This is a genomic window from Luteimonas kalidii (assembly GCF_029887935.1).
Taxonomy (GTDB): Bacteria; Pseudomonadota; Gammaproteobacteria; order Xanthomonadales; family Xanthomonadaceae; genus Luteimonas; species Luteimonas kalidii.
The window spans coordinates 246,770-271,828 of record NZ_JARXRO010000018.1 but is presented as its reverse complement, the minus strand read 5'-3'; the positions used below and the strand labels follow the sequence as shown (position 1 = coordinate 271,828).

General features: G+C 69.8%; 14 protein-coding genes. 5 read left to right on the top strand and 9 right to left on the bottom strand.

The genetic code is table 11. The annotated features are described in order from the left end of the window. Window positions 1-14: 14 nt before the first annotated feature. From QFW81_RS12140 to QFW81_RS12130, 3 genes are all read right to left on the bottom strand, one after another. The gene (locus QFW81_RS12140; protein ID WP_280579073.1) at window positions 15-1,478 is read right to left on the bottom strand and encodes a 2OG-Fe(II) oxygenase; all 1,464 of its coding nucleotides are present in this window, start codon (window positions 1,476-1,478) and stop codon (window positions 15-17) included. 258 nt (window positions 1,479-1,736) lie between these two features. After that, window positions 1,737-2,474 carry a helix-turn-helix domain-containing protein gene (locus tag QFW81_RS12135; protein WP_280579070.1) on the bottom strand — a complete coding sequence of 246 codons (738 nt, stop codon included), beginning with the start codon at window positions 2,472-2,474 and terminating at the stop codon, window positions 1,737-1,739. A 100-nt stretch (window positions 2,475-2,574) separates the two neighbouring features. Beyond that, complete coding sequence (locus QFW81_RS12130; RefSeq protein ID WP_280579067.1) at window positions 2,575-3,216, bottom strand: TetR/AcrR family transcriptional regulator; 642 nt, start codon at window positions 3,214-3,216, stop codon at window positions 2,575-2,577. A 159-nt stretch (window positions 3,217-3,375) separates the two neighbouring features. On the opposite strand from QFW81_RS12130, the gene QFW81_RS12125 reads away from it, so the two are divergent. From QFW81_RS12125 to QFW81_RS12115, 3 genes are all read left to right on the top strand, one after another. Further along, entirely contained in the window at window positions 3,376-5,853 is a 2,478-nt protein-coding gene (locus QFW81_RS12125; RefSeq protein ID WP_280579062.1) for an acyl-CoA dehydrogenase, read from the top strand. Window positions 5,854-5,929: 76 nt separating this feature from the next. After that, a complete protein-coding gene (locus tag QFW81_RS12120) occupies window positions 5,930-6,406 on the top strand; it encodes a hotdog fold domain-containing protein (protein WP_280579059.1) in 477 nt (158 codons plus the stop codon). A gap of 56 nt (window positions 6,407-6,462) precedes the next feature. After that, on the top strand, window positions 6,463-6,840 hold the full coding sequence (locus QFW81_RS12115; protein WP_280579056.1) for a hypothetical protein: 378 nt from the start codon (window positions 6,463-6,465) through the stop codon (window positions 6,838-6,840). Between the two features lie 172 nt (window positions 6,841-7,012). Here QFW81_RS12115 and QFW81_RS12110 read toward each other — a convergent pair whose 3' ends face one another. Both QFW81_RS12110 and QFW81_RS12105 read right to left on the bottom strand, forming a co-directional pair. Then, window positions 7,013-8,392: an NTP/NDP exchange transporter gene (locus QFW81_RS12110; RefSeq protein WP_280579053.1), complete on the bottom strand. Its 1,380-nt coding sequence runs from the start codon at window positions 8,390-8,392 to the stop codon at window positions 7,013-7,015. Window positions 8,393-8,671: 279 nt separating this feature from the next. Next, complete coding sequence (locus QFW81_RS12105; protein WP_280579052.1) at window positions 8,672-9,562, bottom strand: DMT family transporter; 891 nt, start codon at window positions 9,560-9,562, stop codon at window positions 8,672-8,674. A 402-nt stretch (window positions 9,563-9,964) separates the two neighbouring features. Between QFW81_RS12105 and QFW81_RS12100 the strand changes: the two genes are divergently transcribed. After that, window positions 9,965-18,700: a GH36-type glycosyl hydrolase domain-containing protein gene (locus QFW81_RS12100; protein WP_425604031.1), complete on the top strand. Its 8,736-nt coding sequence runs from the start codon at window positions 9,965-9,967 to the stop codon at window positions 18,698-18,700. A gap of 155 nt (window positions 18,701-18,855) precedes the next feature. Here QFW81_RS12100 and QFW81_RS12095 read toward each other — a convergent pair whose 3' ends face one another. Together QFW81_RS12095 and QFW81_RS12090 are read right to left on the bottom strand one after the other, a co-directional pair. Beyond that, window positions 18,856-20,745 carry a M48 family metallopeptidase gene (locus tag QFW81_RS12095; protein ID WP_280579051.1) on the bottom strand — a complete coding sequence of 630 codons (1,890 nt, stop codon included), beginning with the start codon at window positions 20,743-20,745 and terminating at the stop codon, window positions 18,856-18,858. Window positions 20,746-20,924: 179 nt separating this feature from the next. Next, window positions 20,925-21,527, bottom strand: a complete 603-nt coding sequence (locus QFW81_RS12090) for a LemA family protein (protein ID WP_280579050.1) — start codon at window positions 21,525-21,527, stop codon at window positions 20,925-20,927. A gap of 85 nt (window positions 21,528-21,612) precedes the next feature. Here QFW81_RS12090 and QFW81_RS12085 point away from each other — a divergent pair, with 85 nt between their 5' ends. Then, a complete protein-coding gene (locus QFW81_RS12085) occupies window positions 21,613-23,007 on the top strand; it encodes a serine hydrolase domain-containing protein (RefSeq protein WP_331488082.1) in 1,395 nt (464 codons plus the stop codon). Window positions 23,008-23,246: 239 nt separating this feature from the next. Here QFW81_RS12085 and QFW81_RS12080 read toward each other — a convergent pair whose 3' ends face one another. Next, window positions 23,247-23,705 carry a hypothetical protein gene (locus QFW81_RS12080; protein WP_280579449.1) on the bottom strand — a complete coding sequence of 153 codons (459 nt, stop codon included), beginning with the start codon at window positions 23,703-23,705 and terminating at the stop codon, window positions 23,247-23,249. Window positions 23,706-24,584: 879 nt separating this feature from the next. Further along, the gene (gcvH, locus tag QFW81_RS12075; protein WP_280579048.1) at window positions 24,585-24,980 is read right to left on the bottom strand and encodes a glycine cleavage system protein GcvH; all 396 of its coding nucleotides are present in this window, start codon (window positions 24,978-24,980) and stop codon (window positions 24,585-24,587) included. Window positions 24,981-25,059: the final 79 nt, after the last annotated feature.

Here is a 25,059-nt window from a genome sequence, read left to right as displayed (position 1 = left end):
GGGGATGCAGGCGACTACGCCGGCGGCTTGTACAGGGAGTTCTTGCGCAGCGTGGAACGCCACAGCCATTTCTCTCCCTGCACGATGGGGAGGCCCGCATGAAGCGAGTCCAGATCCTGCCGGCCATCCTGATCGACGTTGTAGTGGATGACCGCCATACCGTCCTCTCCAGCGACATCCACTCCTGCAGCGGGGTACTTGGTGCTCCCGCCGGCCTGCGGTGCCCTCAGATAGAGCAGGAACGTGGCGATCCGCTGGCCGCCGTAGTCCCGTTTCGCGCGCGCATTGAGTTCAATCTGCTCGTCACTGAAGAAGTCGGTATGCGGCTTGTATTCTTCGCCGGGTACGTAGCAGATGATCGAACACGGCTCCAGATTCTCGATCGGGCAGCCCGTGAACGTCGACACTCGCGATTCGAGGATCCGCGTCACCGCGTCGGTCTCGAGTGCGCCCATGGGGTGTACACGTCCGTTGAAGCTCGCCAGTTCCGCATCCTCGTTCTCACTGTTGCCGCGACGGTACCCGGCCGCGGCACGCATCCCGGGTGACGCCTTGTTGATGAGATGCGCGCACTCCTCCGTGGTAGCGAACGCCGGACCGGTTGCGACTCTCGGTCGCTGACACAGCCAGGTCCATGTGCAGCCCTCCGCTACGCTCTCGGCGCCCCCTGGCACCACACGCGCGCGCCCCGTCGGATCGAGCTCAAACGCAGGATGCCCGATCGAGACCAGGTGTTGCTCAAGTGCGGCAAGCCCGGGGTGCACGATCTGTCGCTGGTTTGGTCGACCAGGCACGAGTGCCGAAAGACTTGGGTGCGCGGCATGCAGATTCGCCTTCAACCGGTCGTACCACTTCTCCCGTCCGTCCGCACGGACGGGGACCCGCGCTGCCAACTCCATAGCGCCCTGGTATCCCCCATCAGCGGCACGGCGCAACAAGGCGTGTCCCAGACCGGAATCTGGTTCAACTCCATTTCCGGTCAGGAACCTCAAGCCGAGCGAGAAGTACGCGGGAACATGACCCAACGCGCACGCGCGAAGATAGGCGCTGGCCGCGGTCAGTCCCTCAGATGGACCCACGACTCCAATGAGGTACGCCGCTTCCCACGCCGCTCTTCTGAAGCCCTGATCGGCAAGCCGAAGCTGGAGATCGAGACCGGCCGTGAGCGATTGTTCACCGCCGAGACCTGAAAGGTACAGATCGGCGAGCCGGTCCATCGCCTCGGGCGTCCCCTCATCCGCTGCCAGCCGAAGCCAGTACAGCGCCTGCTCGTGGGCGCGTGGACGCGAGCACACCTGGAGAAAATAGGCACCCAGCAACCAGCGTGCATGACCGCCGGCCTCATGCTCCGCGATGGATTGCAGCAGGGATAGGCCACGTTCGTGCTCGGACGTGCCGGGACGATGCTGCACCATCAGTCGGTTGCTGGTCGCGACCTGCTCGGAGAACGGTCGAAGTGGTTGAGGTCGCTCGGGCATGCCAGATCCCCAGTGCAGTTACAACACGCGTGCGCCAACTTTGCCTCGAGCTTACACACTCCTCGGGCTTGTGGGCGCCGTGTGCGACCGTCTTCGCCTGCCCCATCCCCTGCACCAGCCATGGGTTCTCAGTCCTCGTGACAGCGGGCGATCGCCTTCACGCGCCTGACCGTCGCTCGGTCCCACCCGCGTTCGGCGGGCGCCGGGGCCCAAAACGGGAAACCAATGCCCCGAAAGTGGATACGGCTGAACCCGCCGCTAGAGTTGCCTCCGATACGGCTCGAACAACCGCAGCAGCCACGGCTTCTGGGCCAGCACCAGGCTGACGCCGGTGCGCTCGGCCGCAGGCAGGGAGGCGTCGCGGGCGAGCAGGCCATCGAATTCGCGGGCGACGTCGTCCAGGCGCTGCTGTATCTGGGCCACGCCGTCGGGACTGAGGCTGCCGCTGAGCAGCAGCAGGCGGTCCTGTTCGCCATCGAACGGATCGGCGAAGTAGTCGCCCAGCAGGGTCGTGCGGAAGTGGCGTTCCATCGGGCCATCGGTCAGCCAGCGGAAATTGCGCGCCGTGAGCGGCCGCACCCGGTTACCGGGCTGCAGTTCGATCATCCCCAGGCGATCGAGCCTGGCCAGCAGCCCGGTCCACTGCGGAAGGGTGAAAGCGAAGTGCGCCATCACGTCCTCCTGTCGCCAGCGATTGATGCTCAGGAACATCGCCAGCATCAGCGCGGGGTCGTCCACCAGCGCCTGCTCCTGCGCCCGTTCCAGGCGCGCCATCGGTTCGCGCCCGCGACCGGCCTCGGCGCCGAGTTCGGCCAGGCCAAGCCCGAGCACTTCGCAGATCTGCTCTACTCGCAGCAGGCTCATCGCGCGACGGGAGAACATGCGCTTGACCGCGGCCTCCGACAGCCGCATGCGCTGCGCGAGTTCGCGGTAGGTCAGACCCTGCGCGCGCAGGCTGCGCTTGAGCGCGTTGACCAGATCGATGGAGACGCTCATCCGGGCCTGTCTCCCCGCTGCGCAGGCGGCTCCCGCTGCCTGCCGGACATGGTGCATGCGTGGGGCGCCGGCATCGGGCCGCCTCTGCCCCGCGACCTGTTCAGGCCGGTACCAGCGTCTTCGCCAGATGTTCGACGTAGGCCTCGAATTCTTCCTGCGGCATGCGCGCCTGGTGCAGCTGCAGGTTGAGCTGGAGGAAGCCCACGTACGCCGCGTAGGTCAGCCGCGCACGATGCAGCGCCTCCTCGCGCGGGAGCCCGGCCTGGCGGAAGGAGGCGGCGAGATAGTCCAGCCGCCGCTTGGACACGCGATCGATCACCGGCTGCACCGCCGGATGGTCGAGCGCCTTGAGCAGGGCGCTGTAGATCACGTGCGACTGGTACTCGTGCGCGACCATCTGGAACAGCGCGCGCAGGCGTTCGCGCGGATCGGGTACCCGCTCCAGGGTGCCGAAGACCGCCTCCTGCTCGACGTTCTCCCAGCGCTCCAGCGCCGCCTGCAGCAGCGCCTCGCGCGAGGGGAAATGCCAGTAGAAACTCCCCTTTGTCACGCCGAGCCGACGCGCCAGGGGTTCCACTGCCACGGCGGCCACGCCCTGTTCGGCGATGAGGTCGAGCGCGGCCTGGGCCCAGTCCTCGGCACTCAGGCGCCCGCTGCGTTCCGGCTTGCCCGCCGCGCCTGCGGTCGCGGGCGCACCGTCTGCGGCGCTGGCGGCCGGGGGTGTGGCGGCGGATCTGGCCATGTCGATCGTTGTCCATACGCTGGCGTTGGGAAAAGTATCGTCGCGCATGCGTACCCACGTTGACAACCCTGCAGCCGGATTCCATACTCGACCGTACGGTCAAGGCTCGTCGCGACCCGTTCCCGGGCGTGGGGCCACCATCGAGCTGGAGACATCGTGATGAGCGTCGTGATTCCCTTCCTCGCCGTGCTGCTCGCCGGTGCGTTCGCCGCCTACCACCGGCTGCGCCTGGCCGTCTGGGTGGCGATCAGCGCCACCCTTTTGGTGGCCTGCTGGTTCCTGGGCGCCAGCCCGGTCGCCACGATCGTCGCGGCGGTGCTCGTGGCCGCGATCGCGGCCACGCTGCTGCTGCCCTTCGTGCGCAAGCCGCTGGTGACCACGCCACTGCTGAAGTTCTTCCGCAAGGTGCTGCCGCCGCTGTCGCAGACCGAGCGCATCGCGCTGGAAACCGGGTCGGTCGGCTTCGAAGGCGAACTGTTTACCGGCGACCCGGACTGGAACACCCTGCTGGCATACCCCAGGCCGCAGCTCACGGCCGAAGAGCAGGCCTTCCTCGACGGGCCGGTCGAGGAACTGTGCACGATGGTGGACGAGTGGCAGATCAACCACGTCCACGCCGACCTGCCGCCGGAACTGTGGGACTTCATCAAGCGCAACCGCTTCTTCGGCATGATCATCCCGAAGGAGTACGGCGGGCTGGGTTTCAGCGCGCTGGCGCACCACAAGGTGATCCAGAAGCTGTCCTCGGCCAGCAGCGTGGTCAGCTCGACGGTCGGCGTACCGAATTCGCTCGGTCCGGGCGAACTGCTGATGCACTACGGCACCCCGGAACAGAAGGACTACTACCTGCCGCGCCTGGCGGCCGGCGAGGAAGTGCCCTGCTTCGGCCTGACCGGTCCGTTCGCCGGCTCCGACGCCACGTCGATCCCCGACTACGGCATCGTCTGCAAGGGCGAATGGAACGGCGCCAACGTGCTCGGCGTGCGCCTGACGTTCAACAAGCGCTACATCACCCTGGCGCCGGTGGCCTCGCTGATCGGCCTGGCCTTCCGCATGTACGACCCGGAGGGGCTGATCGGCGAGAAGCGCGACATAGGCATCACCCTGGCGCTGCTGCCGCGCGATACCGAAGGCGTCGAGATCGGTCGCCGCCATTTCCCGCTGAACTCGCCGTTCCAGAATGGTCCGATCCGCGGCGAGGGCGTGTTCATTCCGCTCAGCCAGCTGATCGGTGGCGTGGAAAAGGCCGGCCTGGGCTGGAACATGCTCAACGAATGCCTCGCGGTGGGCCGCTCGATCACCCTGCCCTCCACCGCCAGCGGCGGCGCCAAGTTCGCCGCCGTGGTCGTGGGCGCTTACGCGCGCATCCGCAAGCAGTTCGGTCTGTCGGTCGGCCGTTTCGAGGGCGTGGAGGAAGCGCTCGCGCGCATCGGCGGCAAGGCCTACGCGGCCAGCGCGCTGTCGCAGGCGACGGCGGCGGCGGTCGATCGCGGCGACGTGCCGTCGGTGCCCTCGGCGATCGCCAAGTACCACTGCACGGAGATGGGCCGGCAGGTGGCCAGCGACTTCATGGACGTGGTCGGCGGCAAGGGCATCATCCTCGGGCCGCGCAACATCGGCGGCCGCGCATGGCAGGCCTCGCCGATCGCGATCACGGTCGAAGGCGCCAACATCATGACCCGCAGCCTGCTGATCTTCGGCCAGGGCGCGATCCTCTGCCATCCGTGGGTGATGAAGGAGATGAAGGCGGCGCAGAACCCCGACCTGGCCGCGGCGGTGAATGAGTTCGACCGCAACCTGTTCGGCCACATCGGCTTCGCGATCTCCAATGCGGTGCGCTCGCTGTGGTTCGGCCTGACCGGCGCGCGCATCGGCGCGGCGCCGGGCGACGACTACACCCGCCGCTATTTCCGCAAGCTCGACCGCTACTCGGCCAACCTGGCGCTGATGGCCGACGTGTCGATGCTGATGCTCGGCGGCAAGCTCAAGTTCAAGGAGTCGCTGTCGGGACGCCTGGGCGATGTGCTCAGCCACCTGTACATGACCAGCGCGATGCTCAAGCGCTACCACGACGAGGGCGCGCCGCAGGCCGACCAGCCGCTGCTGGCCTGGGCCTTCCACGACAGCGTGCACAGGATCGAGGTGGCGCTGTCGGCGGCGCTGCGGAATTTCCCGATCCGGCCCGTGGGCTGGCTGATGTGGGTACTGGTGTTTCCATGGGGCCGCCGCGCGGTGCCGCCGGGCGACCGCCTGAGCCATCGCGTGGCCGCGCTGCTGATGGCGCCCAACGAGGCCCGCGACCGGCTGGCGCAGGGCGTGTTCCTGACGCCGACCGCCAACAACCCGGGTGGCCGCATCGACAGCTACCTGGCCAGGGCGATTGCCGCCGAGCCGGTGGAGCGCAAGTTCCTCAAGGCGCTGAAGAACAGCAGCATCGAGGCACTCGACTTCAAGTCGCAGCTCGACGAGGGCGTGCGCGAGGGCTGGATCACCGCCGACGAACGCGCCCAGCTCGAGGAGCTCCGCGAAATGACGCTGGATGCGATCACCGTCGACGATTTCGATGCCGACGCCCTGCGCTCGGCCGGCTATCGCGACCTGCCGGACACGGCGGGCGCACGGCGCGAAGCGGCCTGATCCACGCCATGTGCGCCGGCCGCGGATCGCTGGCGACGCGGTGCCCGCACCGTATCGCCGGCATCGGCGGCGCCTGATGGCCTCGCGCGTGCTCGGACTCTACCGGCGGCTGGAATCCAGGCCCTTCGGCCGCTGGCTGTTCGCGACCCTGGTCTGCTGGAAGGCGCCCTACTTCACGGGCATCGCGCCCCGCATCGTCGAGCTGGGTCCGGGGCGCGGCGTGGCCACGATCGCCCACCGTCGCCGCGTGACCAACCACCTCGGCACGGTGCACGCCATCGCGCTGTGCAACCTGGCCGAATTCATCGGCGGCCTGACCACCGACGCAAGCCTGCCCGACGGCATGCGCTGGATCCCGCGCGCGATGCAGGTCGAGTACCTGAAGAAGGCGGTCGGCACCATGCGCGCCGTGGCCACGCCGGACTTTGCGCCGCACGTGGCCGAGGCAGGCTACGAGCTGCCGGTGGCGGTGGAGATCACCGATCCGTCCGGCACGCCGGTCCTGCGTGCCCGCATCGCGATGTGGATTTCGCCGGTCACGCCCCGCGCCTAGGCGCGGAGGCCGCGGCCACGGGCCAAACGTGGCGTCGCCCGCCGGAGAGAACTTCGATGCATGCCGACACCCTGCTCCTGCTCTGCGCGCTGCACAGCTTCGCCTTTGCCGCCTTCCATCTCGCGTTCTGGCGGTTGTTCGGCTGGCCGCGCACGCTGGCGTCGACCACGGTCGCGAATCGGGCGATCCTGCCGATCGCCAACGTGCAGCTGATCTGGGTCTTCCTCGGCGCGGGCCTGCTGTGCCTGTCCTACCCGGACGAACTGGCCGGCACTGCGCTCGGACGGGCGCTGCTGGCGGGGATGTCCGGGTTCTGGATCCTGCGCACGCTGACCCAATTGGTGTGGCTGCGGGTGAACCGCCCGCTGGTCCATGTCCTGACCGCGCTGTTCGTGCTCGGGGCGATCTTGTTCGCCGCACCTTTGCTGCGTTGAGGCGCTGACGCCTTCCGGCGGTCGGCCCCGGATGCGGCCTGCGGCCTTATCCGGGCTACGGTGGGCGCAGACGCCTTGTGGCATGCCGCTCCCGCTTCCGGTGGACGTGATCGGCATCGGGTACGCAGATTGCTACACGGGCGTGCCGCGCCCGGCGCGGACACCCGCGGATTCAGGGCGCCGATGGGCGCTTCGAGGGCATTGGCTTTTGGGTCCGCTCGGACGGCAGCTTCGCTTCCTCGCGCAGCAGCCGCCAGGCGCTGAACGTCATCGCCGAGGCGATGGCGAGGCCGGCGCCGAAGACCACGTTCGAACCGAACGCCGACAGCGCCTTGTGCACCCAGACGAAGGTCAGGTCGCCGCCGCGGTAGATCACCGTGTCGATCGCCGCGCCGGCCTTGTAGCGCCACTCGCGGCCGACCCGGGTGTAGATGGTTTCGCGCGCGGGCTTGGCCAGCGAGAACTCGCTGGCGCGCGTGACCACCTGCACGATCGCGATCAGGATCGGCAGCGGCGAGGCGGACAGGACCGAGAAGCCGAGGATGATCGCCGCGCCCGGGATCAGCAGCGCCGGCGCGATGCCGAACCGCGACATCAGCGCGCGCGTGACCAGCAGCTGCACCACCAGGGTCAGCGTGTTGACCGCGAGGTCGATCCGCGAGAAGTACGCGGTGCGCTGCTCGGCGGTCTGGAACGCGGCGCGCGCGATCGCGATCTGCTCGTTGTACAGCAGGGTGCCCACCCCGACGCCCAGCACCACCATCAGCGCCAGCCAGCGCAGCAGGGGCTCGCGGGCCACCAGCTTCAGGCCCGCCAGCACCTCTCCGCCCATGGGCACCTCGCCGCTGCGCTGGCCCTGGGCCTGCTCGCGCAGCACCGCGTGCGGCCGCAGGCGCAGGATGCACACCACGCACACCGCCAGCAGCGCGCACGAGACCAGCATCATGTTCGGGATCCCCACCCGCTGCACCAGCAGCCCGGTGAGCGCCGGCCCCAGGAAGGCCCCGATCGTCCCCGCCGCGCCGATATAGCCGTAGTAGCGGCGCGCCTGCGCGTTGGTGTACACGTCGGCCATGAAGCTCCAGAACACGGCCACCGCGAACAGGTTGAACACCGTCAGCCACAGCACGAACGCCAGTCCGCGCCCGGCCACGCCGCTGTCGAACATCGCGTGGAACGCGAGCAGGGTGGCGATGAAGAACCCGTAGATCACCGGCAGGAACACGCGCCGCGGGAACCGGCTCACCAGCCACCCGTAGACCGGCTGCAGCAGCAGCATGATCACGAACACCGCGGTGAAGATGAACTGCGGGACGAATTCGCCCAGCGCGATCCCGCGCCGGTCGAAGGCCGCCACCAGCGCCTGCGGGAACACCGCGGCGATGTCGCTGGAGGCGACCATCGCCTCGCGCACCGGCCGCAGCACGTAGTAGCCGCTGAGCAGGCAGAAGAAGTAGAGGAACGACCACAGCAGCGGCGGCGACTCGGCGAGCGCGGCGCGCAGCCGGGCGGCCCGTCCCGCGGAGTCGTGTGGCTCGGGTGCGTCGCTCATGGCGGGTCCAGGCGGGGGCCGCGCAAACGGTAGCCGAACGTCGCGCCGCCCGCTACCGCCCGGGCATCTGCACGCACCCGGTGCCTGTCGCACGCCGATGTCTTGCGCCAATGCCCGTGCACCCGGTTCGCCCACGCGATCCGCAGCTGCGCGTGCGTGGCATGGAGGGCCTGCGCGTGGTCGCTCTTCGGCCACTACTCCCTGCCACGCGGCAACACCAACGCGTCTACGATCAGAATCGCCGAGCGCGCGGCGGACCCGGTCCGCCGCGGCCCATGATCAAGCCGGCACGCGCGCCTGTCGCGTCGCCAGCCACACGCCCAGCGCGGCCAACGCGAACCCGGCGGCCTTCAGCGCGGTGAAATGCTCGCCGAGGATCCAGACGGCGAACACCGCGGTCACCGGCGGCATCAGGAAGAACAGGGCGGCGACGCCGGTCGCGGCACCGCGCCGGATGAGCACGAACAGCAGCGCGAAGCCGCCCAGCGAGTTGACCACGACCGTCCACAACATCGGCAGGTAGAACTCCGCCGCGTGTGCGTAGCGCAGGCCTTCCAGCCACCAGGCCCCGGGCAGCAGCAGCAGCGTCGCCGCGGCGTTCTGCAGCGCGAGCCCGGCGCGCAGGTCGATCCGCGAGGCGTGCCGCTTCTGGTACAGCGTGCCGACGCTGATGCCGACCAGGCCGGCCAGCAGCGCCAGCCAGGCCGGCCAGGGGGTGTGTCCATCGATCCGGTCGGCGACCACCAGGGCCACGCCCGCCAGGCCGAGCGCCATTCCGGCCCATTGCGATGCGCGCAGGCGCTCGTCGCCGCCGGCCACCGCCAGCGCCGCGACCAGCAACGGCATGGTGCCGATCACCAGCGCCGCCACGCCCGCGCCCGCGCCCCACGCGAAGGCGAGGTAGACCCCGCCGAACTGCAGGGCCAGCATCAGCACGCCGGTGATCGCGCTGTGCACGCGTGCCGGACCATCGCCCCACTCCGCACGCGCCAGGGTCGCGAGCACGCCGAAGGCCAGCGCCGCCAGCCCGAAGCGCCAGACCAGGGCCGTCAGCGGCGCGGCATGCGCGACCATCAGCGTGCCGGCGATGTAGCCCGTGCACCAGACGAGCACGAAGGCCACGCCGGTCGTGGCCAGCGATGCGCGCGGGCGGGGTTCGGGATCGGGCATGGCAGCGGGGGAGTGGCCGGAGCGCCGATGATCGGGGATCGGCCCGGCGACGTCACTGCGACCTTCGCCATGGCTGGCGAGGCGTGGCGATCACGTCGTTCCAAGCTCGCATCCCGGCCTCGAGCGCACCGCGCGCAGGCGCGCTCGCGCAGCGCCGGCAGCGGACCCGACAGCACGCCACAGGTCGCGCGGCAGTTCCGCCTCGCCCTGCGGGACCCGGTCATCGGGCGAGTCCGCCCGGTGACCGCCTCCGCCGCCAGGTTCGTGGCCCGCAAATCGGGCGAGTCGGACGCAGCGCGTTCCATCCGGACCACCCGGTCGGGACGGGGGTGCTTTCACGGCTGTCGCGCAGCCGTGCACTACCATGCTGCGATGCGCAACGACTCCCAGGTGGACTGACCGATGCGCTGGCTTCGTACGAACAGACGACGGCTCCGGAGGCTTGGGCACCGCCTGGCCTCGCGCCCCCGCGCCCCGGTGCCCGAGCCCCCGCTGCGGGCGCAACTGTTCAGCGCCGAGCAGATGGAAACGCACGGGCGCGCACTGGCGAAATCCCACGCGCTCAAGCCCAAGCCGGGCCCGGAACTGCTGCTGGCGCGGCTCAGCGACAACCAGAAGGTGCTCGACCAGGCCTGCACCCTGCTGACCGAGGCGGTCCACGCCGGGCGCGCGCTGACCCCCGCGGGCGAGTGGCTGCTGGACAACATCTACCTGGTCGAGGAACAGATCGCGCTCGCCCGCCGCCACCTGCCCAAAGGCTACAGCCGGGAACTGCCGCAACTCGAGCACGGATCCTCCGCCGGCCTGCCGCGCGTCTACGACATCGCGCTCAATGCCATCTCGCACGGCGACGGACGGGTCGATGCCGAGGGCCTGAGCCGTTTCGTCAGCGCCTACCAGGCGGTCACCCCGCTCAAGCTCGGCGAGCTGTGGGCGATCCCGATCATGCTGCGCCTGGCGCTGATCGAGAACCTGCGCCGCATCGGCACCCGCATCATCGACGACCGCATCGACCGCAACCAGGCCGACGCCTGGGCCGACGGGCTGATCGAAACCGCCGAATCCGACCCCAAGCACCTGGTGCTGGTGATCGCGGACATGGTGCGCTCCAAGCCGCCGGCGAGCAGTTCCTTCGTCGCCGAGTTCGCCCGGCGACTGCAGGGCAGGAGCTCCGCGCTCGCGCTGCCGCTGACCTGGGTGGAACAGTGGCTGGCCGATGCCGGGCAGAACATCGAACAGATGGTCCAGGCCGAGAACCAGCAGCAGGCCTCGGCCCAGGTCTCGATCAGCAACAGCATCGGCAGCCTCCGGTTCCTGGCGATGATGGACTGGCGCGAGTTCGTCGAGACCATGAGCATGGTCGACACCCTCCTGCGGCAGGACCCGTCCGGCACCTACGGCAGCATGGATTTCGCCACCCGCGACAACTACCGCCAGACCGTGGAGATCATCGCCCGCCGCGGCGGCCTGGCCGAGATCGAGGTCGCCACCCGGGTGCTGCAGCTGGCGCAGGCGCATGCCGGCAGCGACGCGCTGCCCGCGCATGTCGGCTATTACCTGATCGACGACGGACGTCGCGAGCTGGAAGATGCGCTGTCGCTGCGCGGGGTGACCCGGACCGTGCGCAAGACCGCGCGACGCGTGCCCTTGCTGGCCTATACGGCGCCGGGCGCGCTGGTGGTGGCGCTGTTCACGTGGGCGACCCTGCACGAGGCCCTGCCGGCAGACCGGCCCGGATGGCTGTGGCTGGCGCTCGCGCTGTGCGTGATCGCCTTCAGCGAGCTCGGCGTGGCGCTGGTGAACCGGGCCGCGACCTTCCTCATGCGGCCCGACGCACTTCCGCGCCTGGACTACGCCGAAGGCGTGCCGACCGACATGCGCACGCTGGTGGTGGTGCCGACCATGTTCGGCAGCGACCATGGCATCGCCGCGCTGGTGGAAGGCCTGGAAGTGCGTTTCCTGGCCAACCGCGACCCCAACGTGCATTTCGCGCTGCTCACTGACTTCTTCGATGCCGCCGAGGCGCAGCTGCCGGGCGACGAGGCGCTGCTGGACCGGGCCCAGCGCGAGATCGACGTGCTCAATGCCCGCTATGCGCCCGAGCACGGCGACCGGTTCTTCCTGTTCCACCGTCCGCGCACCTGGAATCCGCGCGAGCGGGTGTGGATGGGATTCGAGCGCAAGCGCGGCAAGCTCACCGCGCTGAACGCGTTCCTGCGGGGCGGCGCGCGCGATGCCTTCCTCCGCATCGCGGGCAATACCGCGGCGCTGGCGCGCGTGCGCTACGTGATCACGCTCGACACCGATACCCAGCTGCCGCGCGACGCCGCGCGCGAGCTGATCGGCACCCTTGCCCATCCGATCAACCGCGCGCGATTCGACCCGCGGCGCCGGATCGTCACCCGTGGCTACGGCGTGCTGCAGCCGCGGGTGGGCATCAGCATGAGCGGACAGCGCCGCTCGCGCTATGCCAGCCTGTACGGCAGCGAGCCGGGCATCGATCCCTACACGCGCGCGGTGTCGGACGTGTACCAGGATCTGTTCGGCGAGGGCTCGTTCGTCGGCAAGGGCATCTACGACGTCGATGCCTTCGAACACGCCCTCGCCGGCCGGATGCCGGAGAACCGCATCCTCAGCCACGACCTGCTCGAAGGCTGCTATGCCCGCGCCGGACTGGTCAGCGACGTGCAGCTGTACGAGGACTATCCGGCGCGCTACGCGCTGGACGTCAAGCGCCGGCATCGCTGGATCCGCGGCGACTGGCAGCTGCTGCCCTGGCTGCTGCCGCGCGTGCCCGTGCAACCTGCCGCAGCCGGCGCGCCGCGCGCGAAGACGCGCGAGCGCAACCCGCTGTCGATGCTCTCGCGCGGCAAGCTGCTCGACAACCTGCGACGCAGCCTGTTTCCCGCGTCGCTCACCGCCCTGCTGGTCCTGGGCTGGACGCGTGCGGCCGATCCCGTGGGCTGGACATTGTGGCTGCTGACGATCGTGTTCCTGCCGCCGCTGGTGGCCTCGCTGGTGGACCTGTTCAACCGTCCGGCGGACCTGCCGCTCGCGGCGCACCTGCGCCAGGCGAGTGTCTCGACCGGACGCAACTTCGCGCACGCGCCGCTGACCCTGGCGTGCCTGCCCTACGAGGCCTGGTTCAGCCTCGACGCGATCGCGCGCACGCTGTGGCGCATGGTCATCAGCCGGCGACGGCTGCTGCAGTGGAGTCCGTCGAGCGAGGTCGAGCGCACGCTGGGCGACTCCCTGGCCGGCGCACTGCGCACGATGTGGTTCGCGCCTGCGCTGGCGTTCGCCACCACCGTGCTGCTGCTGCGCATGCAGCCCGCGGCACTGTGGGTGGCGGCGCCGTTGCTGCTGCTCTGGGCCGCCTCACCGGCGCTGATGTGGTGGCTGGGCAGGCCGCGGCCGCGGCAGCGTTCCAACCTCGACGAATCGCAGGTCCGGTTCCTCGGACGCCTGGCGCGACGCACCTGGGCGTTCTTCGAAGCCCACGTCACCGCCGACGACCACTGGCTGCCGCCGGACAACGTGCAGGAACACCCGACCCTCGTGGTCGCCCGGCGCACCTCGCCGACCAACATCGGCCTGTCGCTGCTGGCCGACCTGGCGGCCTACGATTTCGGCTACCTGCCGATGGGCGGCATGATCGAGCGCACCGCCAACGCCCTGCGCACGCTGGAAACGCTGCCGCGCCATCGCGGACACTTCTACAACTGGTACGACACGCAGACGCTCGAACCGCTGCCGCCGCACTACATCTCCGCGGTCGACAGCGGCAATCTCGCCGGGCACCTGCTGACCTTGCGCCAGGGGTTGCTGGGCCTGCGCGACGCGCCGATCCTGTCTCCCTGCACGTTCCGCGGCCTGTCGGACACGTTCGGCCTGGTGGTGGAAGCCGCGCAGCCGGATCCGGCCAGCGATGCGATGCGGGCCATCGCAATCGCGCTACCGGCCGCGTGCAACGAGCCACCGCGGACCCTTGAAGACGCCTGGCGCGTGCTCGCCGACCTCGAAACCCAGGCGGCCGACCTGGCGGCCGGGCACGACGCGGAATCGGGCGAGACCGCGCACTGGGCGCATGCCTTCGCCGCACAATGCGTCGCCGCGCGCGAGGAACTGCAGCGCTTCGCGTCGCGGTCCCCGGTGTCGGCCTCCCACGCACCCGACCGTGTCGCGTCCGTCCGCATTCCAACGCTGCGCGAGGTGGCCTCGGGCCCACCACCTGCGGATCCGAAAGATTCCTCCGCACGCGACGCGGCACGCGCACGCATCAAGGAGCTCGAGCACCTGGCCCATATCGCCGGCCAGTGCGCGATGATGGACCATCGCTTCCTCTACGACCGCGCACGTCGCCTGCTGTCGATCGGGTACAGCGTCGACGAGCAGCGCCTCGACGCCGGCTACTACGATCTGCTGGCCTCGGAGGCGCGACTGGCGAACTTCGTCGCCATCGCCCAAGGCCAGCTGCCGCAGGAAAGCTGGTTCGCGCTCGGCCGGCTGCTGACCGAAGTCGACGGCGCGCCGACGCTGCTGTCGTGGAGCGGCTCGATGTTCGAGTACCTCATGCCGCAGCTGGTGATGCCCAGCTACGAGGGCACCCTGCTCGACCAGACCGCGAAGCATTCGGTGGAACGCCAGATCGAGTACGGCCGCCAGCGCAACGTGCCCTGGGGCATCTCCGAATCCGGCTACAACGTCGTCGACGCGCGGATGAACTACCAGTACCGCGCGTTCGGCGTGCCCGGCCTCGGCCTCAAGCGCGGGCTGGCGCAGGACCTGGTGATCGCGCCCTACGCCAGCATGATGGCGCTGATGGTCGCGCCCGAGGCCGCGTGCCGGAACCTGGAACGGTTGTCGCAGGCCGGCTTCGGCGGACGGTTCGGACTGTACGAGGCGATCGACTACACCCCGGCGCGCCTGCCACGCGGCCAGAACCACGCGGTGATCCGCTCGTTCATGGTCCACCACCAGGGCATGGGGCTGCTGGCGCTGGGTTACCTGCTGCGCGACCAGCCGATGCAGCGGCGCTTCGTCGAGGATCCGGAGTTCCAGGCCACCCTGCTGCTGCTGCAGGAACGCATCCCGCGCACCGGCGTGTTCCACCCGCACTCGGCCGAGGTGGCCGCGGCAGCGCCGGTGGGCGACGTGGAAGGCGCGCAGCTGCGCGTGTTCCGCACCCCCGACACCGCGCGCCCGGCGATCCAGATGCTGTCCAACGGCCGCTACCACGTGATGCTGACCGGTGCCGGCGGTGGCTACAGCCGCTACGGCGACATGGCGGTGACGCGCTGGCGCGAGGACGGCACCCGCGACCACTGGGGCCAGTTCTGCTTCCTGCGCGACGTGGAGAGCGGCGGGTTCTGGTCGACCGCCTACCAGCCCACGACGACCCCGGTCGGCGGCTACGAGGCGATCTTCTCCGACGCAAAGGCCGAGTTCCGCGGGCGCAAGCACGGCTTCGAGACCCACACCGAGATCGCGGTCTCGCCCGAGGACGACATCGAGCTGCGGCGGCTGCGCATCACCAACCGCGGCCGCGCCGCGCGGACGATCGAGGTCACCACCTACGCCGAGGTGGTGCTGGCGCCGGCGATTTCCGACGAACTGCATCCTGCCTTCAGCAACCTGTTCGTGCAGACCGAGCTGGTGCAGGCGAAGCAGGCGATCGTCTGCACCCGCCGTCCCCGCGGGCACGACGAGGTGCCGCCGTGGATGTTCCACCTGCTGGCGGTGCACGAGGCCGATGTCGAGGCGCTCTCGTACGAGACCGACCGTGCGCGCTTCGTGGGCCGCGGCAACACCCTGCTCGCCCCGCAGGCGCTGACCCGGGACGAGGCGCTGTCGAACGCCTCTGGCTCGGTACTCGATCCGGTGGTCGCGATCCGGTGCCGGATCACCCTGCCGCCGGGACGCAGCGCGACCATCGACATGGTCACCGGCGTGGGCACCGAACGCGGCGCCTGCGACGCGCTGATCGACAAGTATCGCGATCGCCGCCTCGCCGACCGCGTGTTCGACCTGGCCTGGACCCACAGCCAGGTGGTGCGTCGCCAGATCAATGCCAGCGAGGCCGATGCGCAGCTGTACGAACAGCTGGCGGGGTTGATGGTCTTCGCCCATCCGGCCCTGCGCGCCGACCATGCCGTGCTGCTGCAGAACCGTCGCGGCCAATCCGGGCTGTGGGGCCAGGCGATCTCGGGCGACCATCCGATCGCCCTGGTGCGGATCGCCGACGCCGCCAACATCGAACTGGTGCGGCAGATGGTGCAGGCGCACGCGTACTGGCGCCTCAAGGGGCTCGCGGTCGACCTGGTGATCTGGAACGAGGACCAGGCCGGCTATCGCCAGCAGCTGCAGGACCAGATCATGGGCCTGGTGGCCGCCGGCGTGGAGGCGAACGTGATCGATCGCCCCGGCGGCATCTTCGTGCGACCGGCGCAGCAGCTTTCGCACGAGGACCGGATCCTGCTGCAGTCGGTCGCGCGGGTGATCGTCACCGACGCCAATGGACCGCTGGCGGAGCAGGTCGGGCGCAAGACCACGGCGGCGCCGCCGGTTCCCCTCTTCGTCCCCACTCCGCTGCAGCAGGAGGCCGCCATCGTCGAGGCCGATCCGGATACGCCGCCGCCCCCATCGGACGAGGTCGATCCCTGGCCGTTCGATGCCGTGTCGGACGAGCGCATCCTCGACAACGGCATGGGCGCGTTCTCCGCCGACGGGCGCGAGTACATCATCGACCTCGTCCCCGGCCAGGTGACGCCCGCGCCGTGGTCGAACGTGCTGGCCAATGCCGGGTTCGGCTGCGTGGTCAGCGACAGCACGCCCGGCTACACCTGGGCCGAGAACGCGCACGAGTTCCGGCTCACGCCCTGGCACAACGATCCGGTGGGCGATGCCAGCGGCGAGGCGTTCTACCTGCGCGACGAGGACACCGGCAAGGTCTGGTCGCCGATGCCGCTGCCGGTGCGCGGCGAAGGCAGCTACCGCACGCGGCACGGCTTCGGCTACAGCGTGTTCGAACACGTCGAGGACGGCATCGCCAGCGAGCTGTGGGTCTACGTCGACCTCGAGGCCGCGGTGAAGTACAGCGTGCTGCGCCTGCGCAACCGCTCCGGCCGCCCGCGCCGGCTGTCGGCCACCGGTTACGTCGAGTGGATCCTGGGCGACCTGCGCGCCAAGAGCCAGATGCACGTGATCAGCGAGGTCGATGGCGACAGCGGCGTGCTCACCGCCCGCAACACGTACAACACCGAATTCGCGCACCGGGTCGCGTTCTTCGATGCCGACACGCCCGGCGGTGGCGACGACCGCCGCAGCTTCACCGCCGACCGGACCGAATTCCTCGGCCGCAACGGCAGCCTGCAGGCGCCGGCCGCCCTGCTGCGCGAACGCCTGTCCGGCAAGCTCGGTGCGGGACTGGATCCGTGCGCGGCGATCCAGGTGCCGGTCGTGCTTGATCGCGGCGAGGAGACCGAGACCGTGTTCCGGCTCGGCATGGGCGCGAACTGGGGCGAGGCCGTCGCGCTGGCCCGGCGCACGCGCGGCTCCGGGGCTGCGCACGATGCGCTCGACGCCTTGCGCATCCACTGGCTGCGCACGCTGGGTGCGGTCCGCGTGGAGACGCCGGATCCGGCCGTGGACGTGCTGGCCAACGGCTGGCTGCTGTACCAGACCATCGCCTGCCGCTACCTCGCGCGCAGCGGCTACTACCAGTCCGGCGGTGCGTTCGGGTTCCGCGACCAGCTGCAGGACACCATGGCGATGCTGCATGCGCAGCCGGACCGGGCGCGGACCCACCTGCTGCGCAGCGCGGCGCACCAGTTCCCGGAAGGCGACGTGCTGCACTGGTGGCATCCGCCGCTCGACCGCGGCGTGCGCACCCGCTGCTCCGACGACTACCTGTGGCTGCCGGTGGCGGCGGCGCGCTACGTCGAGGTCACCGGCGACGCCGGCGTACTCGACGAGCGGGTGCCGTATATCGAGGGTCGGCAGGTCAACCCCGACGAGGAGTCGTACTACGATCTGCCCACGCGTTCGGGGCTGAGCGAGAACCTGTACCGGCATTGCGTGCGTTCGCTGCAGCGTGGGCTGCGCCTGCTGGGCGAACGCGGCCTGCCGCTGATCGCCACCGGCGACTGGAACGACGGCATGAACCGGGTCGGCGAACGCGGCCAGGGCGAGAGCGTGTGGCTGGGCTTCTTCCTGTACGACGCGCTCGGGCGGTTCAGCCCGCTCGCGCGTGCGCGCAACGACCATGCCTTCGCCGAACTCTGCCTGGAGGCCGCGGAGCGCCTGCGCCAGAACCTCGAGACCCATGCCTGGGACGGCGCCTGGTACCGGCGCGCCTGGTTCGACAACGGCGCGCCGCTGGGGTCGACCGAGAGCGACGAGTGCAACATCGACTCGATCGCGCAGAGCTGGTCGGTGCTCTCGGGCGCGGGCGCGCCCGACCGCACGCGACAGGCGCTGGCCTCGCTGGACAAACACCTGGTGCGCCGCGACGCCCGGCTGATCCAGCTGCTCGACCCGCCGTTCGACACCACCGCGCAGGATCCCGGCTACATCCGCGGCTACGTGCCCGGCGTGCGCGAGAACGGGGGCCAGTACACCCACGCCGCGATCTGGGCGACGATGGCCTTCGCCCACCAGGGCGACAGCGCGAAGGCCTGGGAACTGCTGGGCATGATCAACCCGGTGAACCATGCGCGCGATGCCGGGGCGGTCGCTGTGTACAAGGTCGAGCCCTACGTGGTCGCCGCCGACGTCTACGCGGTGGCGCCACACGTGGGTCGCGGCGGATGGAGCTGGTACACCGGATCGGCCGGGTGGATGTACCGCCTGATCGTCGAGTCCCTGCTCGGCCTGCAGCGTCGGGGCGACACGTTGCGGATCGCGCCCTGCATTCCCGCAGGCTGGCCGGAATACGCCCTGCGCTACCGCTACGGCGACACGGTGTACCGCATCCGCGTCCTGCAGCAGCCGTCAGGCAGTCGGCCCCGCGGACTGGTGGTGGACGGCGTCGAGCAGGAAGGCTTCGTCATCGCGCTGAAGGACGACCATGCCGCACACGTGGTGGAGATCGTCTACAGCCCTGGCAAGGTCGACGCGACCCAGACCGGCGTCGACTGACGCGCGGGACACTCCGCCGGCGGCAAGCCGGCGTGCGCCCAACGCGGTCGTCCACGTCGAAGCCGCGTCAACGTGATAGGCGCGGAACGCAGCGGCGCGGGCGTGCCGTCCGCTGCCTTCGCCACGCTGCAGCCGCACGCGGGACCTGGCGGACCTCAGCCGCGCTCCAGCATCGGCGGCAGCGGGCAGTGCAGCACCCCGCAGATCGTACGCAGCAGTTCGGCCTCGGCCACCGACACGCGGCCATCGTGCGAGACCGCGTCGGTGATCGCCTCCACCGCCAGTTCCTTGGCCAGCGGATCGAGCGCATCGAGCGGTTCCCACACCGCATCGAGCGCCAGCACGCCTTCGGCAGGCGGGGCATAGGGCAGGTGGTCGCGCGGCAGCACGCGCTGCATGCCGGCCAGGTAGGCGCGGCGCGCCTGGTCCGGATCGGACGGATTGCCGCAATGTGCGACCACCGCCAGCAGGGTCGCGAATTCCTGGCGCACGTTGCCCGGCTTGCGGCGCCCGAAACGCGCATAGCGGGCCGGATCCAGGGTTTCGCGCAGCTGCACTTCCAGCAGCCGCCCCAGACAGTATTCGAACAGCGAAACCTGGCCGTCGGCATGCACCACCGCGTGCACGGTGTCGAGGAAGGTCGCCAGCTCCGGTCGCGGCCGCAGGCGCAGGGCCGGGAACGCCAGCCCCGCCAGCGGCAGGCGCAGCATTGGGTGCAGGCCGCGCAGGGCCTCGTCGCGCAGGCGACGCGCTTCGACCGCGGCGGGCAGGCCCATGCGCGCGATGATCTCGCTGCGCTGGCGATCGGCCACGACATCGTCGTCGGTCAGCAGCAGCGCCAGCAGCAGCGGCGCGGCGCCGTCGCGGCGCGACGCGAGCGTGCGCAGTTCCTGCGGGAGCGTGGCCACGATCGTATCCGCGCGGCGGTAGTCGTCTTCCTTCGGATCGCCGACCTGGGACGCGACCATCGGTGCGGTCACGTCGATCCGCATCGACGTGTCGGGCAGCGCCGCGTGGCCGGCGGACGCAAGCCCCAGCTGCAGGTCCTCGTCGAGTCCGCTCGGCGGCGCAGCCAGCCATTGCGCCTTCAGGCGCTCCAGCCCCTCCGCCCTGAAGCCCGGCTCCAGCGCCTGGATCCGCTTGAGCAGCGGCGGGTGGGTCGCGAACAGTCCGCTGAGTCCGGTCCCGTCGCCGAACAGCATGTGGCTCACTTCCTCGGCCTCGGCGCGTTCGCCCAGGCGCGAGCCGTCGTGCAGGCCGCCGATCTTCTTCAGCGCGCCCGCCAGGCCCGCGGTCTGGCGCGTGAACTGCACCGCGGAGGCATCGGCGAGCACCTCGCGGCTGCGGCTGACGCTGGCCTTGATCATGCGTCCGAAGAACAGGCCGATGTAGCCCACCGCCAGCGCGAGCAGCGCGCCGAGCAGCACCGGCATCGCGTCGCGGCCGCGCACGGCGCCGCCGTGCTGCAGGATCTTGCGCCCGATCAGCCCGAGCATGAGGATCCCGAACAGCACTCCGATCAGGCGGATGTTCAGCCGCATGTCGCCGTTGAGAATGTGGCTGTACTCGTGCGCGACCACGCCCTGCAGTTCGTCGCGGTTGAGCCGGTCCAGCGCGCCACGGGTCACGGCGATCACCGCGTCGGAGGGCGAATAGCCCGCGGCGAAGGCATTGATGCCAGGTTCGTGTTCGAGCACGTAGATCCTGGGCACCGGAACGCCCGAGGCGATCGACATCTCCTCGACCACGTTGCGCAGCCGGCGCAGGTGCAGGTCGGTGGTGTCCTCCGGCACCGGCACGCCGCCGAGCTGCTGCGCCACCGGTTCGCCGCCGCCGCGCAGCGAGGCGGTCCGGTACAGCGAGCCGATCCCGATCACGCCCAGCGCGAGCAGGGTCGAGGCCACCAGCAGTGCCGGATCGCCGCCGAACACCAGCAGTACGCCGAGGTCGATCGCCACCACGATGCCGGCCACCGCCAGCGCGAACAGCACCACCAGCCGGGTGGTGTTGCGCTTCGCCCGAGCCTGGCGTTCGAAGAAGTTCATCGGACCGTCGCGTCGTGCGGTTGTGCTGACGTGGGTGCGTGACACGGGTGCGGTGCGCGGGTGCGCCGCTCGGCCCGCCCCCCGGGTGCGGCCGGACCGCGACCGCGGCGGCCCCTTCGAGCCGGCAGCCCCGCGCGGGTCACGACCGCCGCAGGCCGGTCATCGCGAACCACGGCGCCTCAGAACTGCACCTTCGGCGCTTCGCGCACTTCCGGCGTGTCGGCCGGGATCTCCAGCAGCGCGGCCGGGGCGAAGTTGAACATGCCGGCGACCACGCTCGAGGGGAACACCTCGCGCTTGTTGTTGTAGGTCATCACCGAGTCGTTGTAGGCCTGGCGCGCGAACGCGACCTTGTTCTCGGTGCTGGTCAGCTCTTCGGTGAGCTGCATCATGTTCTGGTTGGCCTTGAGGTCGGGGTAGGCCTCGACCACCACCATCAGCCGTCCCAGCGCGCCATTGAGCGCGCCCTGCGCCTGCGACAGTTCGGCCATCGCCGCCGGGTCGCCCGGGCTGGCCTTGGCCGCCGCGAGCCCCGACTGGGCGGCGGTCCGGGCCGCGGTCACCGCCTCCAGCGTGCCGCGCTCGTGCGAGAGGTAGCCCTTGGCGGTCTCGACCAGGTTCGGAATCAGGTCGAAACGTCGCTGCAGCTGCACGTCGATCTGCGCGAAGGCGTTCTTGAACGCGTTGCGGGCGGTCACCAGACCGTTGTAGATGCCGATCGCCCAGCCGCCGAGCAGCACGACGATGCCGATCACGATCACCAGCAGAATCAATCCACTCACCGTGATTCCTCCCCTTGTTCATGCAATTCAAGAAGCAGGCGCCTATGATCGCCTGCAGCGAGAGCATACGCAGGGGGCAGTCCCGATGAAAGCGAACCTCCATCGACCCCGCCGCCCACGCCTCGGGCGCGCATTGCTGGTCGGGATGCTGTCCGCGATCACGCTGTCGAGTACTGCCCAGACTCCGTTGGCCTGGAACCGGGACGCCGCCGCCGCGGCGGATGTGACACCCGTACCGATCATCCCGGCGACGCCGTCCGACCGCCCCGTCCCGCTGCCGGCCGAGATTCCGCGCATGCCGCTGGCCGAGGGCTTCGACGTGCGCGTGTTCGAGGCGATGGCCCAGGACCTGGTCGCCAACCAGCGCGTGCCGGGCCTGGCGATGGCGATCGTGCACGACGGCAAGGTGCTCAGCGCGCGCGGCTACGGCATCACCGACGTCTCGCATGCCGAACCGGTCGACGCCCACACCGTGTTCCGCCTGGCTTCGCTCTCGAAATCCTTCGCCGGCACCCTGACCGGGATGCTGGTGTCCGAAGGCGCGCTGCGCTGGGACAGCCGGGTGGCCGACTTCATGCCGAGCCTGAGCTTCGCCGATCCCGCGGCGGCGCAGCGCCTGACCGTCGCCGACGTACTCAGCCACCGCGTGGGGCTGCGCCACCATACCTACGACCGCGACATCGAGGCCAATGCCGAGTACCACAGCCTGGTGCAGCGCTTCGCGGCCGCGCCGATGGCGTGCGCGCCCGGCCAGTGCTACGGCTACCAGAACGTGGCTTTCAGCCTGGTCGGCGACGTGGTGTTCGCCGCCAGCGGTCAGTTCTACAGCGAAGCGGTGACGCGGCGCATCTTCAAGCCGCTGGGCATGAACGACGCCAGCCTCGGCCTCGACGGCATCACCGCCAGCGCCCGCTGGGCCAGGCCGCACGTGCGAGCCGGCGGCGGCTGGAAGTCGGTGATGCCCAAGCCCACCTACTATCGCCTGGCGCCGGCGGCGGGTGTCAACGCCAGCATCAGCGACATGGCGCAGTGGCTGCTCGCGCAGGGCGGCCGTCGTCCGGACGTGCTCCCGGCGCCGCTGCTGGCGACGCTGCAGTCGCCGATCGTGGGCACGCCCGGCGAGATCCGTGGCGCCTCCTGGCGGCGCCAGCGCCTCAACGCCGCCGGCTACGGCCTGGGCTGGCGCATCTACGACTATTCGGGGCACCGCCTGGTCTTCCACGGCGGCGCCGTACAGGGCTATCGCGGCCTGATGGCGATGCTGCCCGAGCGCGACCTCGGCGTGGTGGTGCTGTGGAACAGCAACAGTTCGCTGCCGTCGGGCATGCTGCCGACGATCCTCGATCGGGCGATCGGGTTGCCGTCGCACCAGTGGCTGGACGTCGACCCGAACCTCGAGAGCCTCTACGCGTCCGACGACGCTGCTTCGCCGTCGACCGGCGGACCGCAGTCCGGCGAAGCCGACGCGCAACCGCAGTAGGCGGCGAGCATCATCCGGCAGTCCTGCCCCGCGCCGACGACACGCGCGCGATGGCATCGGTCCTGCGGTCCTGCTGTCCTGAACCAGTGACCTGATGCGCGCGCCCGGCCCCGGATGCCGGAAGGGACGCGTCGGCGGTCGCCGCGCCACCGCGCCGGGCCCGCGGGCCCCATAAAAAAACTCCCTCTCCGCCTGGGCGTGCGGAGAAGGAGCCTCGGTTTACGGCGAATCGGGTTGTCTTAGATGAGCGGCGTCGGCATCGGCGGCATCGCCACGGCCGAACCCCGCTTGCTGGCCTTCTTGGCCTTCTTCTTGGTTGCCTTGCGCGCCGGCTTCTTGGTGGCCGACTTCTTCGCGGTCTTCTTGGTCGCCTTCTTGGCGGACTTCTTCGCGGCCTTCTTCGCAGGACGCTTGGCAGTCTTCTTGGCGACCTTCTTCTTCGCGACCTTCTTCTTGGCAGCCTTCTTGGTGGTCTTCTTGGCAGCCTTCTTCGCGACCTTCTTCTTCGCGGCCTTCTTCGCAGGACGCTTGGCGGTCTTCTTGGTCGCCTTCTTCGCGGTCTTCCTGGCGGCAGCCTTCTTGGCTACCTTCTTCTTGGCGACCTTCTTCTTGGCGACCTTCTTGGTGGCGGCCTTCTTCGCAGGTTTCCTGGTCGCCTTCTTGGCGACCTTCTTCTTCGCAGCTTTCTTCGCGGCCATGGGATGGCTCTCCTCGTCAGTGGACTTGCTCTACAACTGCCCAGTTCAAGCAGCGCGCGGGTATCGGACCCGCACACAACCGCCGGCGCGCGACGCGCGCTGGAACGGATTCGGCAGGGACGACGCGATCGGGGATTCGCGGTCCCGGTGATACGAAAACACCTGCGGCCCGGAGCGTCGCAGGTGTCGGATCTGGAGGTCTGTGGTTTTCGCAGCGGAGACGGTGCCTGCATCCACCTTGTAGAAGTCCGGGGCGGAGGTCTTTTGTTTGCTGCGCGTTTTCGTCGTGTGCTGACTCACTCGATTCTGTGGCAACCGTCTGTTGGGGCGAAACCTAATCACGGTTTTTTCAACTGTCAACACCCGCCGCGAAAAAATTTGCGGGCCGGCGTCGACGTCCCGACCCGAACGCAACGCGAGAGTTGCCGCGCGCGGCGCATCGCTGCGCACCGCGTGCGTCCGGTGCCGTCGCGTCGCGTTCGATCAAAGCGCGGAAAACAAGCGTGTTTTGAAAATCAATCGCACGCGCGCATCGTCGACGGCGCCTCGAGGACACCGTGTCGGCATGCCCGCGCGACGCGTGCGCGGACCTCGTTTCCGGTCGTCACCCGGGCTTGACGCCAGGCCGCTTTCGCGCGCCGCACAAACCCGATTGCGCGGAAAGTGCGCAAACTTTTCCGCCCGCGCGCATGCCGCGGACGTGCCCGCACGAGGCATCGAAGCAGGTCGTCGACGCTGCACGCGGACGTGTTCGGCACGCGTCGGCGGAGGTGGAATCGAAGCTGGGGAGTCGCGCCGGCAGGATGCGGGCGGAGGTCGTGGACGGGCGTCGCGCCATCCACGACAGGCGGCGGACGCATCGCGTCCGCCGCAGGCGGATCAGTGCTCGTCTTCCTCGAGCAGGTCGGCGTAGTCGTCCGGATCGAGCAGCTCGTTGAGCTGGTCCGGCTCGCTGGTCTCGACCACGAACAGCCAGCCCTCGCCGTAGGCGTCCTCGTTGATCGTCTCGGGCTTGTCGGCGAGCGCGGCGTTGACCGAGGTGACGGTGCCCGAAACCGGGGCGTACACGTCGGACGCGGCCTTGACCGACTCCACCACCGCACAGGCGTTGCCCGCCTCGATGCTGTCGCCGACGGCGGGCAGTTCGACGTAGACCAGGTCGCCGAGCAGCCCCTGGGCGTGGTCGGAAATGCCGATGGTGACCTTGCCGTCGCCTTCGACGCGGGCCCATTCGTGTGACTTCATGAACTTCAGGTCGCCAGGGATCTCGCTCATGCTGGTCTCCGGATCGTGCGGGTTCTGGGGAAGGTGCGGCTAGTGTAGCGAAGCACGGGCGGCGCGCCGCAAGCGCCCG

What these genes read in the sequence shown, in the direction of transcription:
- QFW81_RS12140 (WP_280579073.1), bottom strand. Translation starts at nt 1,478, where the DNA reads ATGCCCGAGCGACCTCAACCACTTCGACCGTTCTCCGAGCAGGTCGCG.
- QFW81_RS12135 (WP_280579070.1), bottom strand. Translation starts at nt 2,474, where the DNA reads ATGAGCGTCTCCATCGATCTGGTCAACGCGCTCAAGCGCAGCCTGCGC.
- QFW81_RS12130 (WP_280579067.1), bottom strand. Translation starts at nt 3,216, where the DNA reads ATGGCCAGATCCGCCGCCACACCCCCGGCCGCCAGCGCCGCAGACGGT.
- QFW81_RS12125 (WP_280579062.1), top strand. Translation starts at nt 3,376, where the DNA reads ATGAGCGTCGTGATTCCCTTCCTCGCCGTGCTGCTCGCCGGTGCGTTC.
- QFW81_RS12120 (WP_280579059.1), top strand. Translation starts at nt 5,930, where the DNA reads ATGGCCTCGCGCGTGCTCGGACTCTACCGGCGGCTGGAATCCAGGCCC.
- QFW81_RS12115 (WP_280579056.1), top strand. Translation starts at nt 6,463, where the DNA reads ATGCATGCCGACACCCTGCTCCTGCTCTGCGCGCTGCACAGCTTCGCC.
- QFW81_RS12110 (WP_280579053.1), bottom strand. Translation starts at nt 8,392, where the DNA reads ATGAGCGACGCACCCGAGCCACACGACTCCGCGGGACGGGCCGCCCGG.
- QFW81_RS12105 (WP_280579052.1), bottom strand. Translation starts at nt 9,562, where the DNA reads ATGCCCGATCCCGAACCCCGCCCGCGCGCATCGCTGGCCACGACCGGC.
- QFW81_RS12100 (WP_425604031.1), top strand. Translation starts at nt 9,965, where the DNA reads ATGCGCTGGCTTCGTACGAACAGACGACGGCTCCGGAGGCTTGGGCAC.
- QFW81_RS12095 (WP_280579051.1), bottom strand. Translation starts at nt 20,745, where the DNA reads ATGAACTTCTTCGAACGCCAGGCTCGGGCGAAGCGCAACACCACCCGG.
- QFW81_RS12085 (WP_331488082.1), top strand. Translation starts at nt 21,613, where the DNA reads ATGAAAGCGAACCTCCATCGACCCCGCCGCCCACGCCTCGGGCGCGCA.
- QFW81_RS12080 (WP_280579449.1), bottom strand. Translation starts at nt 23,705, where the DNA reads ATGGCCGCGAAGAAAGCTGCGAAGAAGAAGGTCGCCAAGAAGGCGACC.
- gcvH (WP_280579048.1), bottom strand. Translation starts at nt 24,980, where the DNA reads ATGAGCGAGATCCCTGGCGACCTGAAGTTCATGAAGTCACACGAATGG.